An 18,139-nucleotide genomic window follows, 5' to 3' on the forward strand; every position below is an offset into this window, starting at 1 on the left:
ATGTCCCGTCTGCAACAGACTCAATTCTCCATCCTCGATCTCGCTCCCATTCGCGCCGGTGAAGATTCCCCGGTGTATGCGCTGCATCGCTCGCTGTCACTGGCGCGGCAGGCCGAGGCGTTGGGCTTCAACCGCTTCTGGGTTGCCGAGCACCACAACATGGACGGCATCGCCAGTGCAGCTACCAGCGTCGTCCTCGGCTATCTGGCTGCCAACACTGATCGCATCCGCCTGGGATCAGGTGGCGTCATGCTGCCCAACCATGCGCCGCTCGTGGTCGCCGAGCAGTTCGGTACGCTGGCCGCGCTCTACCCGGGCCGGATCGAGCTGGGGCTGGGCCGCGCGCCGGGCGCAGACCAGGCGACTGCGCATGCGCTACGCCGGGATCGCCTGGGTAGTGCGGACGACTTCCCGGCTGACGTCGAGGAGCTGGAGCGCCTGCTCGGCCCGCGCCAGCCTGGCCAGCGCGTTATCGCCATGCCCGGCGTGAACAGCAACGTACCGATCTGGCTGCTCGGCTCGAGCCTCTTCAGCGCTCAATTGGCTGCCGCAAAAGGCTTGCCGTATGCCTTCGCCTCGCACTTCGCCCCTCGCTACGTGCACGAGGCCATTCGGATATACCGTGAAAATTTCCGTCCTTCCGGCGTACTGGCCGAACCCTACGTGATGCTGGGGGTGCCGCTGGTGGCTGCCGAGACGGATGAAGAGGCGGAATCTCTCTCAACCACGTCCATGCAGCGTGTGCTGAGCCTGATGCGTGGCCAGAGCCTCGTCATGCAGCCGCCGGTACCGAGCATGCAGGGGCTTTGGTTGCCGCATGAACAGGACGCAGTGGGCAGCTTCCTTGGCATGTCGGTAGTCGGTGGCCCGGAAAAGGTTCGGGCCCGCCTCGACGTGCTGCTCGAGCAGACCAAGGCCGACGAGTTGATCTTCACTGGCGATATCTATGACGAAGCCAAGCGGGCGAAGAGCTTCGAAATCCTGGCAAGCCTGAAGGACTAGGCTACGAGCGGGGCCGCTGCTGCGCATCTTCGGTAGCGGCTCAGGTATTACTCACGAAAGCCGAGCTCAATCGACGGTTCATGCTGACGCGCCTGCTCGAAATCGGCGCGCCAGCCTGGGCAGTGCGGCGTTCTAGGCTTCCATATCGATCACGATACGGCCTTCGATCTGCCCTTTATGCATGCGCTCGAAGATGCTGTTGATATTCTCGAGTGGTTCGGATTTCACCGTCGCCTTCACTTTGCCTTCACCCGCGAAATCGAGGGCTTCCTGTAGGTCCAGGCGAGTGCCGACGATTGAACCGCGAACCGTGGTGCCGTTGAGCACCATATCGAAGATCGACATTGGGAAATCGCCCGCCGGCAGGCCGTTCAAAGCGATCGTGCCGCCCCGTCGCGTCATGCCCATGGCCTGCTCGAATGCCTTGGGCGATACGGCCGTCACAAGTGCGCCATGGGCACCGCCGATTTCCTTCTTCAGGTACGCAGCCGGGTCGGTAGTCAGTGCATTGACCGTAACGGTGGCACCGAGGCGACGGGCAAATTCCAGCTTGCTGTCATCCACATCCACCGCGGCGACGTTCATCCCCATGGCGGTTGCGTACTGAACGGCCATGTGGCCAAGGCCGCCGATGCCTGAAATGACGACCCATTGACCCGGCCGCGTCTCGGTCATCTTCAGGCCCTTGTACACCGTGACACCCGCACAGAGCACCGGTGCGATCTCGACGAAGCTGACGTTGTCGGGCAGGCGGCCGACGAAGTTGGCATCGGCCACCGTGTATTCGGCAAAGCCGCCGTTCACCGAGTAGCCCGTGTTCTGTTGGCTTTCGCAGAGCGTTTCCCAACCACCCATGCAGTGCTCGCAATGTCCGCAGGTCGAATACAACCACGGGACTCCGACGCGATCACCTTCCTTCACGTGTGTGACGCCGGCACCTACCGCGACGACATGGCCAACACCCTCGTGTCCGGGAATGAAAGGCGGGTTGGGCTTGACCGGCCAGTCACCTTCGGCTGCGTGCAGGTCAGTGTGGCAAACCCCTGATGCGGCGATCTTCACGAGAACCTGGCCGGGGCCGACCTCGGGTACCTTCACTTCCTGGATTTCCAACGGTTTGCCGAATGCGTGTACGACGGCAGCTTTCATGGTTTTGGGCATGACAGGATCCTCCTGCGTTCATGACAACGATGCGGTTTGGAAAAACTGCGAGCGAACGATCCCGCGCCGCGCGATGACGAGCATCGCGCGACGACAGCCAGGACGGTTTGATCTACCTCAAGGAAACGCGGCGTGGGCGTTTCCCTGAGGATTAGGTGGCGTCAGAAGAACCCGAGCGGGTTGACGTCGTAGCTGATCAGCAGGTTCTTGGTCTGCTGGTAGTGGTCCAGCATCATCTTGTGCGTTTCGCGACCGATACCGGATTTCTTGTAGCCGCCAAATGCCGCGTGGGCCGGGTAGAGGTGATAGCAGTTCGTCCACACGCGCCCGGCCTTGATGCCTCGGCCAACGCGGTAGGCGCGGTTGATGTCACGGGTCCAGACGCCCGCACCCAGACCGAACTCGGTGTCGTTGGCAATGGCCAGTGCTTCGGCCTCGTCCTTGAAAGTCGTCACGCCGATGACCGGTCCGAAGATCTCCTCCTGGAACACGCGCATCTGGTTGGTGCCCTTGAGGATCGTTGGCTGGATGTAATAGCCGTTGGCCAGGTTGCCTTCAAGCTTCTCGACGCCACCGCCAGTGAGCACCTCCGCGCCTTCCTTCTGGGCGACTTCGAAGTAGGACATGATCTTCTCAAACTGCTGTTGCGAGGCCTGGGCGCCGACAGTGGTCTCGGTGTCCAGGGGATCGCCACGCTTGATCGCCTTGACCTTCTTCATTACTGCTTCCATGAACGGTGCGTAGATGGATTCCTGCACCAGTGCACGTGATGGGCATGTGCAGATCTCTCCCTGGTTCAGGAAGCCGAGCACGACGCCTTCGGCGGCCTTTTCGATGAATTCGGGTTCGGCCTGCATGATGTCTTCGAAGAACAGGTTCGGGGACTTGCCGCCCAGCTCGACCGTCGACGGGATGATGTTCGTGGCAGCGCAGCTGAGGATGTGCGAGCCGACCGGCGTAGATCCGGTGAAGGCGATCTTGGCGATGCGCTTACTGGTAGCCAGCGCTTCGCCCGCTTCACGGCCATAGCCCTGAACGACGTTGAGCACGCCAGGCGGTAGCAGGTCGCCGATCAGTTCACAGAAGAGCGTAATGGACAGTGGCGTCTGCTCGGCAGGCTTGAGCACCACGCAGTTGCCTGCGGCCAGGGCAGGGGCGAGCTTCCAGGCGGCCATGAGCAGCGGGAAGTTCCACGGGATGATCTGCCCGACCACGCCCAGCGGTTCGTGGAAATGATAGGCCGCGGTGTGCTCGTCGATCTCGGCACTGCTGCCTTCCTGAGCCCGGATGCAACCCGCGAAGTAGCGGAAGTGGTCCACGGCGAGCGGTACGTCTGCAGCGAGCGTCTCGCGCACGGGCTTGCCGTTGTCCCAGGTTTCGGCGACGGCGAAGCGCTCCAGGTTCGCTTCCAGGCGGTCGGCAATCTTTAACAGGGTGAGCGAGCGGGCCTGGACGGAGGTCTTGCCCCAGGCGTCGGCGGCGGCGTGGGCAGCGTCGAGCGCACGGTCGATGTCTTCGGCAGTCGAGCGTGGGAATTCCCCGATCACGGAGCCGTTCACGGGCGAGGTGTTGGTGAAATATTGACCTTTGACCGGCGCGACGAACTCGCCACCGATGTAATTCGCGTAACGGGACTCAAGCGTGAGCAGCGCACCTTCGGTGCCGGGCTGGGCATAGCGCATGACTATCTCCTTGGATTTGTTGAATGACGGAGAGACGCACGACTTCATAGCAAGGGGCGGGCCATGCGGCAGAAAGCCACACGGCGTCGCGCTCGCCTCTCCAGCGTAGCGCCGAATGCGTATCGATGTCGGGCCAAGGCCGTTACAGCGTGTGCCATATTCGATACAGGCGTTGCATTGTGGGGTGCACAGTAGGATGCTTCGGGGAGCCGCCCGGGGGCTGGCAGGCAAATGCCTGAAAGCCGAGCGCCCGCCAGCGGACGATTCGTCATCCACCCACCGTGGAGAAGACAACAATGATTGCGAACGCCGAATCACCTCACGCCCAACATGTGCTCGACGTAATCCATGGCAAGGCAGTGCCGGTAGGGCAGGGCGATGCGTCGATTGCCCGTTCGTGGCGCCGCTGCTTCGAGGACCATGCACTGGACCCTGCAACCCAGGGCGAACCCTGTGTGTTGGAGGCGCACCACCTTGCAGAGCGCCGCGCTGCGATGGAGCGGCTGCGCGATGTCTCGACCAAGGCGCTGCAGCGGTTGCAGCGGCACCTGCGTAACGCCAGCCAGGCCGTTCTGCTCACGGACGCCAAGGGCGTGATCCTCGACTGCCTGGCGCATGACAGCCAGCAGGCTGCCTTCAACCAGGCCGGGCTTTGGCCAGGTGCGGACTGGAGCGAGGGGCGGGAGGGTACGAATGGCATCGGCACCTGTGTCGTCGAATGCCAGCCTGTGATCATCTATCGGGACGAGCACTTTCGTACCCGCCACACCCCGCTGACCTGCACGGCATCTCCGGTATTCGATCCCCAGGGTCGGCTACTCGCGGTGCTCGATGTCTCCTCGGCCAGCGCGCATCTCACACGGCAAAGCCAATTCCATACGCTGGCGCTGACCAACGTGTCGGCCAAGGCCATCGAAGCCGGCTATTTCCTGCGTGAACACGCGGCGCACTGGATCCTACACCTGCAGGACGGCGCTGACGGTTTCGGCGGGCTGTCGCAGGGCCTCATCGCGCTTGACGGCGACGGCACCATCCTTGCGGCTGACCAGGGCGCGCTGCACCTGTTGGGCCACGATCGCGCCCGTGTCTGCGGAGCGTCGATTGGCACCTTTTGCGATATCTCCCTGACTGCGCTGTTCGAGCGCGCCCAGGCCCAGCCCGCCGCCGGGTGGACGCTCCGGTTGCACACCGAAGAAACACTGCATGCCTGGTTGCGCCAACCGGTGGGACATAAGCCCGAGCGGACAGTGCCGCAGCCACGACGCGGGGACTCGTCGGCCCCGGTGTTTGCCGATAAGCGGCTTGAGGAAGCACTACGGCGTGCCTGTCGCGTTCATGCCAACGATATCCCCGTCGTGCTCTCGGGCGAGACGGGCGTCGGCAAGGACGTTTTCGCAAAAGCCGTCCATGCGGCCAGTGAACGCGCGAGCAAACCCTTCGTGGCGGTCAACTGCGCTGCGATACCCGAGACATTGATCGAGAGCGAACTGTTCGGCTACCGCCCTGGCAGTTTCACCGGCGCCCGCAAGGAGGGCATGACCGGCAAGCTCGCCGAGGCGCACGGCGGCACGCTGTTTCTCGATGAGATCGGCGACATGCCGGCGGCGATGCAGACTCGTCTGCTGCGGGTTCTGGAGGAACGCCAAGTAGCACCGCTGGGAGGCGGGGCGCCCCAAGCACTCGACATCCGGCTAATCAGCGCCAGCCATCGGGACCTGGACCAGCTGGTGGCAGAGGGTACGTTCCGGGAAGATCTCTACTACCGGATAGGGGGACTGCGCATCGATCTGCCGCCACTGCGCGCACGCACGGATAAACAGGACTTGCTTCACGCCGTGCTGCAACAGGAGACTCATGGCCGCACGTTCGGCATCGAGCCGGCGGCCGAGAGGGCGCTGCTCGATTACGAATGGCCCGGCAACGTGCGCCAATTGAGAACCGTCGTGCGGACGCTGGTCGCGCTATGTGAAGGTGCAACGGTGCGTTGGAGCGACTTGCCCGAGTCGATTCGGCGACCTGCGCCGGTAGTTGAAGCGGACGGTCCCGCGGAAAGCCCGCTGGCCCTGTCCGAGCGTGAAGCGCTGCAACGCGAACTGGACCGCCACGCCTGGCAGGTCAGCCAAACGGCGGATGCGCTGGGTGTCAGCCGCAATACGCTCTATCGCAAGATGCGACGGCATGGAATATCTCGGCCGGACCGCCGGTTCGGCGGGTAGCACATTGCCATTGATCATTTTGGGATGGATGAGGTCCAACGCGGACGTCATGGAGTAAAGCGGCTTACGCCGCTGTTGGTGCAAGGACGCTGAATTATGAAATCGCTGCCCCGCGCGCTTGATCGCACGCTTTTCCTTTTCCTGCTTATTCTGCTTGTCTGGCTGCCGCTGCCAGTGGGGAGTAACCGGGACTGGTCCGTCGGCCTCTTCTCGATGCTCACCTGCCTGCTGGTTGCCGGCTGGATGGGCCTGCAGCTTTTAAGTCCACGACCGCTGAGTCGCAACATTCGCCACGCCAAGCTACCGCTGGCCCTGCTAGGGCTTGCGCAAGGCTGGGTGCTGCTTCAGCTCGTGTTCGGCCTCAGCATGGATGTAGGCGCGAGCTTTAGATACCTGATTCTGGGCATTACCTATTGCGGGCTATACCTGCTCGTCGTGGCGCTGGTTAAAACGCGCAAACGGCTGACGCTGCTGCTCGGCACGCTGGTATGCAGCGGTGCATTTCAGGCGTTCTTCGGCGCGTCAATGACGCTCTCTGGCGTCGAGCACCTGCTGTTTACCGAGAAGCACTTCCACATTGGCCACGCGACTGGAACCTATGTGAACCGCAATCATCTTGCGGGCTACCTCGAACTGACCATCGGCTGTGGCATCGGGCTGTTGCTGGCATTGCGGGACTCAAGCGAATTTCGCTGGCGGCGGCTGCTGGAAACCATGATGGGGCCGAAAGGCCGGCTGCGGCTGGCGCTGGTGGTGATGGTCATCGCCCTGGTGATGAGCCATTCGCGGATGGGCAATACGGCGTTTTTCGCCAGCCTCCTGATCGTGGGCGGCATTTTCGTGTTGATGGACCGCGAAAATCGAATCCGTAATGGCCTGATCCTGGCGAGCGTGCTGCTGATCGATACGCTCGTGGTCAGCCAGTTCTTCGGCCTCGACAAACTCAAGAATCGCATCGTCGAAACGCGCCTGCAGGACGTCGTTGTCGACGGGCAGGTGGTCGAGCAGGCCAACGAGCTGCGTGGCGGCGTGTTTGAGCAGGCACTGCTTCTTGCCCGCGAGCGGCCGCTGACCGGGCAGGGTGCCGGCGCTTTCGAAGCGGTGTTTCCGCCCTATGCGGGCAACATTCCGCTGCACTTCGACCATGCTCACAACGATTTCCTGCAATTTTGGATCGAGTATGGGCTGATTGGCAGTGCGCCGCTGTTGGCGTTCGTGCTGGTATCGCTGGTGTTCGCCATTGGTGCCATGCGTCGGCAATCATCGCTGTACCGCAGCGGGGTCGGATTCGGTACGGCGCTGGCCCTCATCTCCCTGGCCATCCACTCTTTCACAGACTTCAATCTGCAGATCCCGGCGAACGCCGCGACGTTTGTCGTGGTTGCAGCGCTAGCCGTAGTCGCCAATCACCACAGGGTGCCGATGGCGCGGCGCAAGCGCGCCAGCCATACCAGTCGTTTCCATGAACTCGAGCTAAATGCCCGCGAGGGTGACAGGATCCTGCGTCTCGGGACGCAGGGCTGATTGCTGACCAGTTGTCTCACCGCGGCATCCTTAAGGGCCGTTTCTAACCGGGGGACTGCGGTGCCGCCGCAGGCTACGCCGGAAGGCGCAGTGTGAAGCCAGCGGCTGATTTGGGCGTAGGCAGATCCAGTTGCGGGCCTCGCAACAACGCATCTGCATTGCCCGAGGGGCGGGCTGTGATCTATGTCCATCAGGTAGGCATTAAGTCCACGTGCTCATGTCGGCCGCGCCTATCGCTCGAGCGGTGCTCCGTCTGAAGACGTGAGATGCTCGCCGAGATTGGCACTGGATAGGGTCGCCCGGAATAGGGCCGCCCGGACAGGGCCGCCCAGACATGGCGTATCGATTAGCAGGCTACGTGGAGTCGCCACCGGGAACACCCGTCTGCCTACCCGGATGAAAAGGCCGCCCGAGTTCGGGCGGCCTCATGCCGATCAGGTCGCTACGGCACGACTGGACGGAGCAGCCCAGCGCTTGGCCAGCGATAGCCTGTCGGGGATGGCGAACAGGAAACCGAAGTTCATCTTCAGCAGTATCTGCGCGGCGACAATGGGAATGATCACGCCGGCGAGCGTGCCCAGCACCATGTGCACCGCCGGATCATCCACGCCGAACAGGCGATCCAGAATCACTCGTACACCACTGCCCGTAAGAATGTGCATCAGGTAGATGTGCATCGACATGGTGCCGATGAGCAGAACCCAGCGCTTGGGCTGCGCCGCGGCCCACATCGAAACGACGACGGTCAGGTAAATTCCAAGGACTGCAACGGCCAGGGACACAGCGCCACGGTCGACATACTTGCGTTCCAGAACCCCGTGGAACATGTATTCGGCAATGATGAACAGGCCGCCGATGACCAACGTCCACAGAGCAGGACGACGATCAAGGGCCACCGGGTAGGCAGCGAAGCAAACGCCCAACGAGAAGAACACGGCGTTCTGGACGAGAAAATCGCCGACGCCCATGTCGGGCAGGAAGCGCTGGAACGTATAGATGATCGCCCAGAACACCAAGATCGGCAGGTACAGCACACGCGAGCGATACATCACCACCGACACCAAGAACACCATGAACAGGGCATAGAGGAACCAGAATTGCGCCCGCGGGTGCCACAGCAGCTCGAACACCCGATGAAGCGTGAGGTCCCCGTTGGTATAGCGTGCCAGTACCACCTCGATCGTGCCTTGGAGAATGGACCACAGAACGAACGGATAGAACACCGTATCGATCTTGCTGAGCAGGGTGCCACCAGCGCCGCGGCGGTTCATGGTCTGGATGAAAAAGAGTCCGGAAAGGAAGAAAAAGAGAGGCATGTGGAAGCTATAGATCACGCTGTCCATCAGTGCCTGGAGTACCGAAGGCGAGAGTATGCCCGCGCTGACGAGGCCGCGCTCAACATGGCCGATTACAACCAATACGATGCCGATGGCTTTGGCGTAATCGACCCAGTCATTTCTACTGTTCATAAATCCGTCCTTGATCTGGTGAAAGATCGCCCGAAATTCCCGGACACCGGGGTCGCCGGGCATCATCCTTGGACAAAGCTGACTGAACGGAAGGAAGGTCGTTCAAATGGCCAGCCAAGGTCCACCGCCGCGTTCAAGCGGAGGTGTAACGCGTCTTGCGTATCGGGTGCCGGGCCCCTGCGAGCGGCGCTTTGCGAGAACGTCGAGATAGGAAAAAAGCGAGTGGAAGATAACTACGACCCGGGGGTCATCGCCGATCAGACCGCGCTTTTTTCAAATTGCTCCATAGGGAGCTGCGTCCGTTCGTCTGGTGAGAAAAGGAGGGCTGAACGGCAGTGGAGGAGGACGTTTTAGGCAGCGGAAACGCTCGTCCTTGAGCGGTCGGAGTCAGGCTTGCCGTGGCTGTAGACGGCCGAGCAGGCGCTTGACCTTGTGGCGCAGGCTGGATGCTTTCTTCTCAAGCGTGACCTGTAGCGTGCCCAGGTTCATGCCAGGGGTATACATCACGTTGTTCTCGGTGCAATAGACCGGCTTGTTGGCCGCACGCATGATTTCCAGCGCCTGCCGCGGTTCGCTCTCGACGAACAGGGTAGCCTGGGGGTCACTGCGATACACCTTGGCCTTGAACTTGTGATGCATGTTCAGCCGGCGACGTTCGGCGGCGGTCGGCAGGTCGATCATATGCAGCTGTTCGTATTGCACACCGTGGCGTGCCAGCCAGGCTTCGGTCTGCGGACGATACTTTTCCAGGCGGCTCGTGACCACATGCTTCACCTTCACTGAAGGGATTGTCATGGGCAACGTGCGCTCCAGAAACTCGATGTACTTCGGCCCGTCGTCGTTTTCGTCACTGGTCGGGTCGACGCATAGCACGCCATCGATGTCGAAGCAGGCATTGGCCAGACATGGGTGATGCATGATGTTCCATTCGAACACGCGTGGCTGAGGCACCATCTCCAGATGCAGGTCTACGAGCGAGCGGCTGTCGCTCTGCACGAATGCCGCGAGTGTCACGACTTCGCCGGTATACACCGACTTGAGATCTGCCAGAGCTTTCTTGAGAGAGTTGCCGGACGCCACGCTGTCATCGACCAGCAGGATCTTGCGGGCTTCCTGAGGGTGTACCAGATGGCCAAGCTTGTAGCTGCGTGTACTGCCTTTCTTGAGTTCATCGTTGCGGATGAAAGAGTACAGATCAGTCAGGGGAAGGTTCGCCTTGAGGGCAATGATGCTGGCAGCGAGCATTCCGCTCCTGGGGACGCCGACCACCACCTCAATATCACGCGGTAGTTGACTTGCATGCTGGCTGACCAGCCTGGCCAGGTCATTCACGCTTCTGTAGTTCATGGACGTTCCCACTATGCAAATTGACGAAATTAATGCGAATTACGAAGGTCACTTCCGACTCGGTTAAACGAGAATTGTTTCCGGTCTTTCGTTACTGGATGTGAGCGTCCGGCCCATTCGCGGCAATGCCGGCCGTGGCATTGCCTTTTCCATCGTCGTCGTGGGGGCACATTTTCGTGCGTCAGCGAAACTGCCGAAGAATGATTGGCAGCATCTGCATGGCATCGCCGACATAGCGCTTCACGAGCCGCTTGGGTTCCATGCACATGCGATGAAGCCACTCGAGCGACATTTTCTGCATCCACAACGGAGCGCGCTTGACCCTCCCCGACAGGAAATTGATCGAGGCCCCTACACACAAACCAACCCCGGTCGAGCGGCCTTCGTCGAAAAGCATACGGGCCAGCATTTCCTGGCGCGGACATCCGACCGACAGGACGACCAGGTGCGCCGGGTTATCAGCCACGAAATCCAGGCAGGCGCGGACATCATCCGGCCGGTTGATGAAGCCCATCGGCGGATTGTGATGAAGGAAGGTCGCGTTCGGATAAAGCGTACGCATCTTCGCGATATCCTCGACGGCTGCGCCGATCACGCACACCCGCCAAGCGCGTCGCTGGGCGACGCCCATGAGCAGCGCTGTCAGGTCACTGCCCGGGATGACCTCTTGCACAGGTTTGCGCATCAGGGCCAGAAGAGCCTTGAGGACGCGGCTGTCGCACGTGCGGTGGCTCGCCGCCGCATAGGCATGTCGCAGCTTTTCATCGTGCTCCAGCTGAACGATGTGGTTCACGTTGGGTGTGACGATGTAGCTGAACGGCCGTTCGCTCGCATGAATGACATCCTGTACGAGGTCATCCCGGGAGCCATTGAAGAAGTTGATGTCGAACGCGTTCACTTCTGTGGGCTGCGAGCCGTAGGAGAGATCCACGTTGGCGAATTCCGTTTCCTTTTCGTTTTGCATACCTGACCTATCGTCCTAGGTTCGCGCGAAGCATCTTGGTGTGGGTATGCACGTAGTGCAGCACATACAGGAGGAAGCTGTGCGGTGAGGACAGCTTCAGGAATTGGCGGCGGATTTGAAGGTCCTCCTTGAGGGCCTTGAAACGCTGGCGCTCGGAAATACCGGACATGTCGAACACGCACAGCGGGAACGACAATTTCAGCAGCTCTTCGGGCGGAAGGTCCTTCACGAATTCGATGAGCATGCAGTAGTCAGCCGAAAGACGATAATTCTCGCGGAACCGTATCCGATGCCAGCGGATACGGTCGTTGTTGAAGTACATCGACTGGTGGCTCGACAGCATGCCGACCCAAAGCTTGTCCGCATCCTTGGCGGAGTGCGGCACAAGCGGGCCATCATCGCGCTGGGTGTAATAGTCACCCCAAATGAACGAAGGCATCCGCGGTGCCTGCTGAACGGCTGCGGCGACGCGCTCGAGCACATGTTCGTCGGCGAAGGTATCACCGCTGTTCATGAACAGCGTGAACCCGTCCGAGCGAGTGGACTGGTCCAGCCCCTTGTTCATGGCATCGTAGATGCCCTTGTCCTTTTCGGACGTGATCTCGGCACGTGGATCAGAAAGGCTGTTCAGCCATTCCACGCCGCCGTCGGTGGACGCACCGTCAATCACGATCCAGCGGAAGTCGCTGTGGGTCTGGGAAGCGACGCTACGGTACGTCTTCTCCAGCCCAGCGAGGTTGTTCCAATTAATTGTGACGATATTGAACAGCGCCATAATTCACCCAATCGCGGCTTCGGTTAGTGGAGCGCTCCGCCAGGGAGACCTTCGCGTAATACAGGAATAGCGCAGCAGCCAGTCCAAGAATGTCCCCGCCGTACATCAGCGAGTTCGACAGCACCATGTTGAGCAACTGGAACCAGAAGCTCAGTTGCAAGGCGAGCAACAGGGGCCCCTTGTCCTTGCAGCGCTTGATGATGCGCAGGTAGCCGCCGTAGAAAATCAGAGCGATGAACGGCGTCAGGAAGCCGTAGCGGTAATAGACCCCGACGATGCCCACGTCGGAAAGGTAGAACTGTGGGTTGTAGATGGTCGAGAAACCGCCCTGCCATTGCAATGACAATGCACCGAGCCCGATGTACATGTTCTCGGCGACGGCACGCATGGAGATGGAGATCGTCAGATCTCGTACGCTCGGGCCGCCAGTCGCTTCATCGAGCAACGCATGGAACTTGTTGAACTGCGCGGCGTAGAAGTCCGGCATGATGAAATACGACGCCACGAGTACGGTGGCCAACAGCAAGCCCATCTTGAGCAGCGAGTCGATGCGGTTGCGGAAGATCCACAATCCGGCCAGTGCCCAAACGAGCATCGTCTGGCGTGTCTGCATCACAAGCCAGAGATAGGCTGCGAAGAACAGCAGAAGGCCCAGGCGCTTGACGCTGACGTTGTCGCGGAGCTGATACATCAGCATGAACGCTGACAGGCTGACGAAGCTGCCGCCGATACGGTAGCGGTCAGGACGCAGCAGCTCGGCGTTCTCGCCAAGCTCCTTTACGTCGACGTGGAAGCTCACCCCGGCGTTTTCGGGAATGATCTTCAGGTAGTACATGAAGCCAATCGTGGCGCAGAGGCAGCCCACGTAGAGCACGAAGCGTTCTACCTGCTGCTGCGTGGGGTTGGTCTTGAACAACAGGAACAGGGCCGGGAAAAAGATCAGGAAGGCGAAGCTACGCCGTTCCTCCAGCAACCCGTAAATGATCGGTTGGCCCCAGTTCAGCTTCGCCAGAATGGCGGAGGAGAGGGGCAATGCCACACCCATGAACAGGATCCAGAGCGTGGTCTTGGAAAAATAGATGCGCTTCCAGCAGGCGAAGAGCAACGCCGTGGCGCCTAGAATCCCCATGAGATAAAGCTCACGCAGGTAGGGCAGGCCCGCCTTCTTGTCGTCCGTCAGGAAGATACAGCCCGACGCCGCCACCATCAGGAGGAACAGCAGGTTTCGGTATGCGAACAGTTGCCGTAGCAGCACGTCTATCGCTCCATGGTTGATCGTGCAACCGAGCACTTTCCGGGCGCTCGGCGTAGGGGACCTGGCGTTGGCAACGTCAAGTCAATGCGTCCAGGTAAGCCTGGGTATTACGGTGGACACGGTTATCGGCGCGAATCCTGTCCAGCGACCACCACTCGTACTGACCGTGCTGGACGGTCGGCGGCTCGAGCGGAAAATCCTCCGGTAGATCGAGCTGATATCCCATGACCACGTAGTGCGTATTGGGCGAATCATCGTCCTCGCCGAATACGCTGTCTTGATAAAAGTGTTCGTAGATACCCAGCAGGCGGGCGTCGTCCCGGGCAAAGCCGGTCCCGAGTTCGGTCAGCGTGAGACGCGCGAATGCTGCGTCCAGACCTTCGTTCTTCAGGATACGACCGCCAGGCACAAACCAGCACCCCTGAGCAGGACGATTGATCCTCTGTCCCAGCAGGAGTTCCCCGCTCGGCCGACGAACGATGAGATCCATGGAGACCAGCGGTGTACTGGCGACGACTGTCTTGAAGACTTCGTTCTCGAGAAACACGTATCAACCCCTGACTTGATCCTGGTGTTCGACGAACCAGCGATAGGCATCGCGCAGACCGTCTTCCAACCCGATGGTCGCTTCCCAGCCCAGAGACTTGAGGCGCGAGACGTCCATCAGCTTGCGCGGCGTACCGTCCGGCTTGCTGGCGTCGAACACCAGCTTGCCTTGGAATTCGGTCACTTTCGCGACCGTTTCGGCCAGCTCGCGGATCGTGCAGTCGCGGCCGGTGCCCACGTTGATGTGGGAGAGCATCGGCTGGGTATTGGCCTGGTAGGTCTCATCGTCCAGGTTCATGACGTGGACGCTGGCGGCAGCCATGTCATCGACGTGCAGAAATTCACGCATTGGCTTGCCGCTGCCCCAGATCACGACTTCTTCGTCACCGCGCGCTGTCGCTTCGTGGAAGCGGCGCAACAGTGCTGGAATGACGTGGCTGTTCTCGGGGTGATAGTTGTCGTGCGGACCGTAGAGGTTGGTCGGCATGACGCTGCGGTAATCCCGGCCATACTGGCGGTTGTAGCTTTCGCACAGCTTGATGCCGGCGATCTTGGCGATCGCGTACGGCTCGTTGGTTTCTTCGAGTACGCCGGTCAGGAGTGAATCCTCGCGGATCGGCTGGTCGGCATATTTCGGGTAGATGCACGATGAACCCAGGAACAAGAGCTTCTGCACACCCGTGGTGTGGGCGGCGTGCACGATGTTGGCCTCGATCATCAGGTTTTCATAGATGAATTCGGCCGGGTAGGTGTTGTTCGCATGGATACCGCCGACCTTCGCCGCGGCGAGGTACACCTGATTGATGCGCTGCTCTTCGAAGAAGCGCTGTACGGCGGCCTGGTCGAGCAGGTTCAGCGTGTCGCGGCCTGCCGTGACGATGTCGGTGTAGCCCAGGGCCTCGAGGCGACGCACGATGGCCGAGCCGACCATCCCACGATGGCCGGCGACGAAGATGCGCTGGTTTAGGTCGGTCATGATCAGTTCTCCAGGCTAACAGGTACTTCGTGGCCCAACTCCTTGAGCAGGGCATGGCGCTTGGCGGTCTTGAGGTCTTCGCGGACCATCTCCTCGCACATTTCCTGCGCGGTGATTTCCGGTACCCAGCCCAGCTTTTCCTTCGCCTTGGCCGGATCGCCCAGTAGGGTTTCCACTTCGGCCGGACGGAAGTAGCGTGGATCGACACGGACGATCACATCGCCCACGTTAACGGCCGGGGCGCTGTCGCCGGTGATGGCTTCGACCACGGCCTTCTCGTCCACACCGCTGCCTTCGAAGCGCAGGGTGATGCCCAGCTCCTTGGCCGACCAGGTGATGAACTCGCGCACCGAGTACTGCACGCCGGTGGCGATGACGAAGTCTTCAGGCTGCTCCTGCTGCAACATCATCCACTGCATGCGGACGTAGTCCTTGGCATGGCCCCAGTCACGCAGCGCGTCCATGTTGCCCATGTACAGGCACGGCTCGAGGCCCTGCGCGATGTTGGCCAGGCCGCGGGTGATCTTGCGGGTCACGAAGGTCTCGCCACGGCGTGGGGACTCGTGGTTGAACAGCACGCCGTTGCAGGCGTACATGCCGTAGGACTCGCGGTAGTTCACGGTGATCCAGTAGGCGTAGAGCTTGGCGACCGCGTAGGGCGAGCGCGGGTAGAAGGGGGTGGTTTCCTTCTGCGGGATTTCCTGAACCAGGCCGTACAGCTCGGAGGTGGAGGCCTGGTAGAAGCGGGTCTTCTTTTCCAGGCCCAGCAGGCGGATGGCCTCGAGGATGCGCAGGGTACCCATGGCATCGACGTCGGCGGTGTATTCAGGTGCTTCGAAGCTGACCGCGACGTGGGATTGCGCGCCGAGGTTGTAGACCTCGTGCGGCTGCACTTCCTGGATGATGCGGGTCAGGTTGGACGAGTCGGAGAGGTCGCCGTAGTGGAGGGCGAAGTTCTGGTTCTCGACATGCGGGTCCTGGTAGATGTGGTCAACACGCTGAGTGTTGAACAGCGAAGCGCGGCGCTTGATGCCATGCACTTCATAGCCTTTCTCGAGCAGCAATTCGGCGAGGTAGGAGCCGTCCTGACCCGTGATACCTGTGATGAGTGCCCGCTTCTTATCCATTTCGTATACCTACATCCGAGTTAGAAGTTACTAGGTCAATTTCAAATGACTACTGCCGTGCCGGCGCTTGCAGGCAAGCCGCTGGCATCGCCCGATAACGGGCGTCCGAACCATTCGTGGACCTTTCAGATGCCGTGCTGGCGAAGGCCTTGTCATTATCGTGCGGGGCGTTCCGCTCAGCGCCGCTGAGGCGATGGAGTCGAACGGTACCGCCCTGAAGCCGTCTTGCGCTGCATGCCATTGCCAAATGGGCGGCATGGTTACAGACCTGCGGTAGGCGCCGTCGCGTGCGTCGGCGGTGCCTTGTCGAGATCATCCACGCGAGGCTTGTAACCCACCTCGACACAGGCCCCGGAATGATGCATCACGCACTCGCTGGGGTTGTCTGCATCGATCGCGCCAGCCGCTACTGAACCCCGATTAAGGGAAATGCGCTGATGCCGTCTGACCGTTCATCGGGGCAAACGCTGGGATAATCTCGTGCAGTCGGACAACGCCCTTCGCCGTATATTCGAACCGTCAGTAAAAATTAATGTTGAAAAGTGCACATCGAGCAGGTTGAGCCTTCTATTTCAGTGATTTGCAGGCGTTACAAATTTTTCCCGCACGTAGCGGGGCAATGCTCCGTTTCTTGATCCGTAGACGCTTTGTGGGACTTGAGCGCCCCGCATCGGCGATGCTTCCTATGTGACCTCGACGCCCGATTGGATCGGCACTTCTGCATCTATTGCTTGCCTCTCCCTGCGTCCACGCACCGAATTGGAGCCGGCTATCCATTGGGTATCCGCATATCCGGGGCGGATCTGACCACATCGAATGCCTGGGGCAAGTGCGGGACCATGACCTCTTGGTAAAGCTGCTGGTATTGGCGTGCAATGACGCGGGTGTCGAAGCGTTCACGGACCTTCTCGATCGCGCGTTGGCGGAGGGTTCGGTAATCCTCGTGCCGCGCGATCCAGTCTATGCCCTCCGCAAGGCTGACAGGGTCGAAGGGGTCTGCCGCGAAACCATCGTGCCGGTGCGTCACGATGTCCTTCGGACCCGTCGCACCGAAGCAGACCACCGGCGTACCGCAGGCCATTGCCTCAACTAATGTCTTGCCGAACGCCTCCATGACACTCGGGGCCACGAACATGTCGGCTGCGGAATACACCAGCCTGAGTGATACCTCATCGTGGAGGAAGCCGAAGCTCGTGCAGTCGAAGCGAAGCGCGAGGGTTTCTGCAATGCGGGCTTCCAGCTTGCCGAAGAAACACAGGTGGTAACGCGCAGGGTCCAACTCGTTCAATGCGTCCAGATAATGGCCAAAGCCCTTGTAAGGATCCCTGGCGTTGGTCGAACCGCAGAGCACGATCGTTTTGTCGGTATCGAGCCCGAGCAGATTGCGTGCAACGCGTTTGTCGAGGGGAAAGAACGCGGACAGGTCGACCGCATTGCTGATCGTGCGCACGTCGTGATGCTTGAACAGGCCACTTCTGCGCGCTTCCCCCGACAACCAGTCGCTGATCCCCACGAGCTTGAGTGCCTTGGGCAGGTATTTGCGCTTGCGGCGCCATAGGAGGTGCGAGAGGTCAACCTTCGATCGGCTAGCCAGGTGCTTGCATTCACCACAGGCGGACGTGAAACGTTCGCATCCCATGGTGTAATGGCATCCCCCCGTCATGGGCCACATGTCTCGCAAGGTCCAAATCACAGGTTTATCGATCCTCGCCAGATGCCGCAGGTTGACGAGGCCGCCATTGATCCAGTGAAGGTGAATGATGTCCGCCGCTCGATAGGCCGCTGACTGCAGGAAATCGATGCCGACCAGGCCAGTGCTGAAATAGCCTGGCGCCTTGTGGCGATAGAGTTCGGCGGGCAGGACATCCAGTTGGGCGCGCACCATGCCGATGACGCGGCCGCGCCTGCCCACGCAGACAGAGCTCACCGAGTCGTCGCCGTGCGTGTCATGGCTATTCGTGAGCAGGTGGGAGTTCACACCGATGTCCCGAAGCCCGCGGTGCAGCCAGTAGGCGCCTCTGGCCGCGCCCCCGTTCAGATCACCTGCGACGATGTGCAGTACATTCATGACATTCACCGTCCTTCAATGGATAAG

Annotated in this window: 14 protein-coding genes; 3 read left to right on the forward strand and 11 right to left on the reverse strand. The window is 60.7% G+C overall.

Translation table 11 applies throughout. From position 1 onward, the window contains the following. Positions 1-1,002 carry an LLM class flavin-dependent oxidoreductase gene (locus tag ACY8D3_RS19680; RefSeq protein WP_462380521.1) on the forward strand — a complete coding sequence of 334 codons (1,002 nt, stop codon included), beginning with the start codon at positions 1-3 and terminating at the stop codon, positions 1,000-1,002. A gap of 132 nt (positions 1,003-1,134) precedes the next feature. Here ACY8D3_RS19680 and adhP read toward each other — a convergent pair whose 3' ends face one another. Next, positions 1,135-2,163: an alcohol dehydrogenase AdhP gene (adhP, locus tag ACY8D3_RS19685; protein WP_462380522.1), complete on the reverse strand. Its 1,029-nt coding sequence runs from the start codon at positions 2,161-2,163 to the stop codon at positions 1,135-1,137. 161 nt (positions 2,164-2,324) lie between these two features. Then, positions 2,325-3,845, reverse strand: coding sequence for an acetaldehyde dehydrogenase ExaC (gene exaC / locus ACY8D3_RS19690; protein ID WP_462380523.1), 1,521 nt, complete (start codon positions 3,843-3,845; stop codon positions 2,325-2,327). A 296-nt stretch (positions 3,846-4,141) separates the two neighbouring features. Between exaC and ACY8D3_RS19695 the strand changes: the two genes are divergently transcribed. Further along, positions 4,142-6,061, forward strand: a complete 1,920-nt coding sequence (locus ACY8D3_RS19695) for a sigma-54-dependent Fis family transcriptional regulator (protein WP_462380524.1) — start codon at positions 4,142-4,144, stop codon at positions 6,059-6,061. A gap of 96 nt (positions 6,062-6,157) precedes the next feature. After that, positions 6,158-7,585 carry an O-antigen ligase family protein gene (locus ACY8D3_RS19700; protein WP_462380525.1) on the forward strand — a complete coding sequence of 476 codons (1,428 nt, stop codon included), beginning with the start codon at positions 6,158-6,160 and terminating at the stop codon, positions 7,583-7,585. A 434-nt stretch (positions 7,586-8,019) separates the two neighbouring features. On the opposite strand, the gene ACY8D3_RS19705 is transcribed toward ACY8D3_RS19700, so the two are convergent. The 9 genes from ACY8D3_RS19705 to ACY8D3_RS19745 all read right to left on the reverse strand — a co-directional run bounded on the left by ACY8D3_RS19705 (position 8,020) and on the right by ACY8D3_RS19745 (position 18,112). Then, complete coding sequence (locus tag ACY8D3_RS19705) at positions 8,020-9,054, reverse strand: acyltransferase family protein (protein ID WP_462380526.1); 1,035 nt, start codon at positions 9,052-9,054, stop codon at positions 8,020-8,022. 387 nt (positions 9,055-9,441) lie between these two features. Further along, on the reverse strand, positions 9,442-10,401 hold the full coding sequence (locus tag ACY8D3_RS19710) for a phosphoribosyltransferase family protein (protein ID WP_462380527.1): 960 nt from the start codon (positions 10,399-10,401) through the stop codon (positions 9,442-9,444). Between the two features lie 181 nt (positions 10,402-10,582). After that, positions 10,583-11,365, reverse strand: coding sequence for a WecB/TagA/CpsF family glycosyltransferase (locus tag ACY8D3_RS19715; RefSeq protein WP_462380528.1), 783 nt, complete (start codon positions 11,363-11,365; stop codon positions 10,583-10,585). A 7-nt stretch (positions 11,366-11,372) separates the two neighbouring features. Beyond that, positions 11,373-12,140 (reverse strand): glycosyltransferase, encoded by a 768-nt coding sequence (locus tag ACY8D3_RS19720; RefSeq protein ID WP_462380529.1) that lies wholly within the window; start codon positions 12,138-12,140, stop codon positions 11,373-11,375. Continuing rightward, a complete protein-coding gene (locus ACY8D3_RS19725; RefSeq protein WP_462380530.1) occupies positions 12,112-13,395 on the reverse strand; it encodes a hypothetical protein in 1,284 nt (427 codons plus the stop codon). The genes ACY8D3_RS19720 and ACY8D3_RS19725 overlap by 29 nt, the downstream gene beginning before the upstream one ends. Before the next feature lie 76 nt (positions 13,396-13,471). Next, positions 13,472-13,942, reverse strand: a complete 471-nt coding sequence (locus ACY8D3_RS19730; protein WP_462380531.1) for a GDP-mannose mannosyl hydrolase — start codon at positions 13,940-13,942, stop codon at positions 13,472-13,474. A 3-nt stretch (positions 13,943-13,945) separates the two neighbouring features. Then, positions 13,946-14,920, reverse strand: coding sequence for a GDP-L-fucose synthase (gene fcl / locus ACY8D3_RS19735; RefSeq protein ID WP_462384457.1), 975 nt, complete (start codon positions 14,918-14,920; stop codon positions 13,946-13,948). Next, the gene (gmd, locus tag ACY8D3_RS19740) at positions 14,920-16,044 is read right to left on the reverse strand and encodes a GDP-mannose 4,6-dehydratase (RefSeq protein WP_462380532.1); all 1,125 of its coding nucleotides are present in this window, start codon (positions 16,042-16,044) and stop codon (positions 14,920-14,922) included. The genes fcl and gmd overlap by 1 nt, the downstream gene beginning before the upstream one ends. Before the next feature lie 769 nt (positions 16,045-16,813). Then, positions 16,814-18,112: a glycosyltransferase family 4 protein gene (locus tag ACY8D3_RS19745; protein ID WP_462380533.1), complete on the reverse strand. Its 1,299-nt coding sequence runs from the start codon at positions 18,110-18,112 to the stop codon at positions 16,814-16,816. Positions 18,113-18,139 lie beyond the last annotated feature (27 nt).

This window comes from Pseudomonas sp. Marseille-QA0892 (assembly GCF_054950135.1).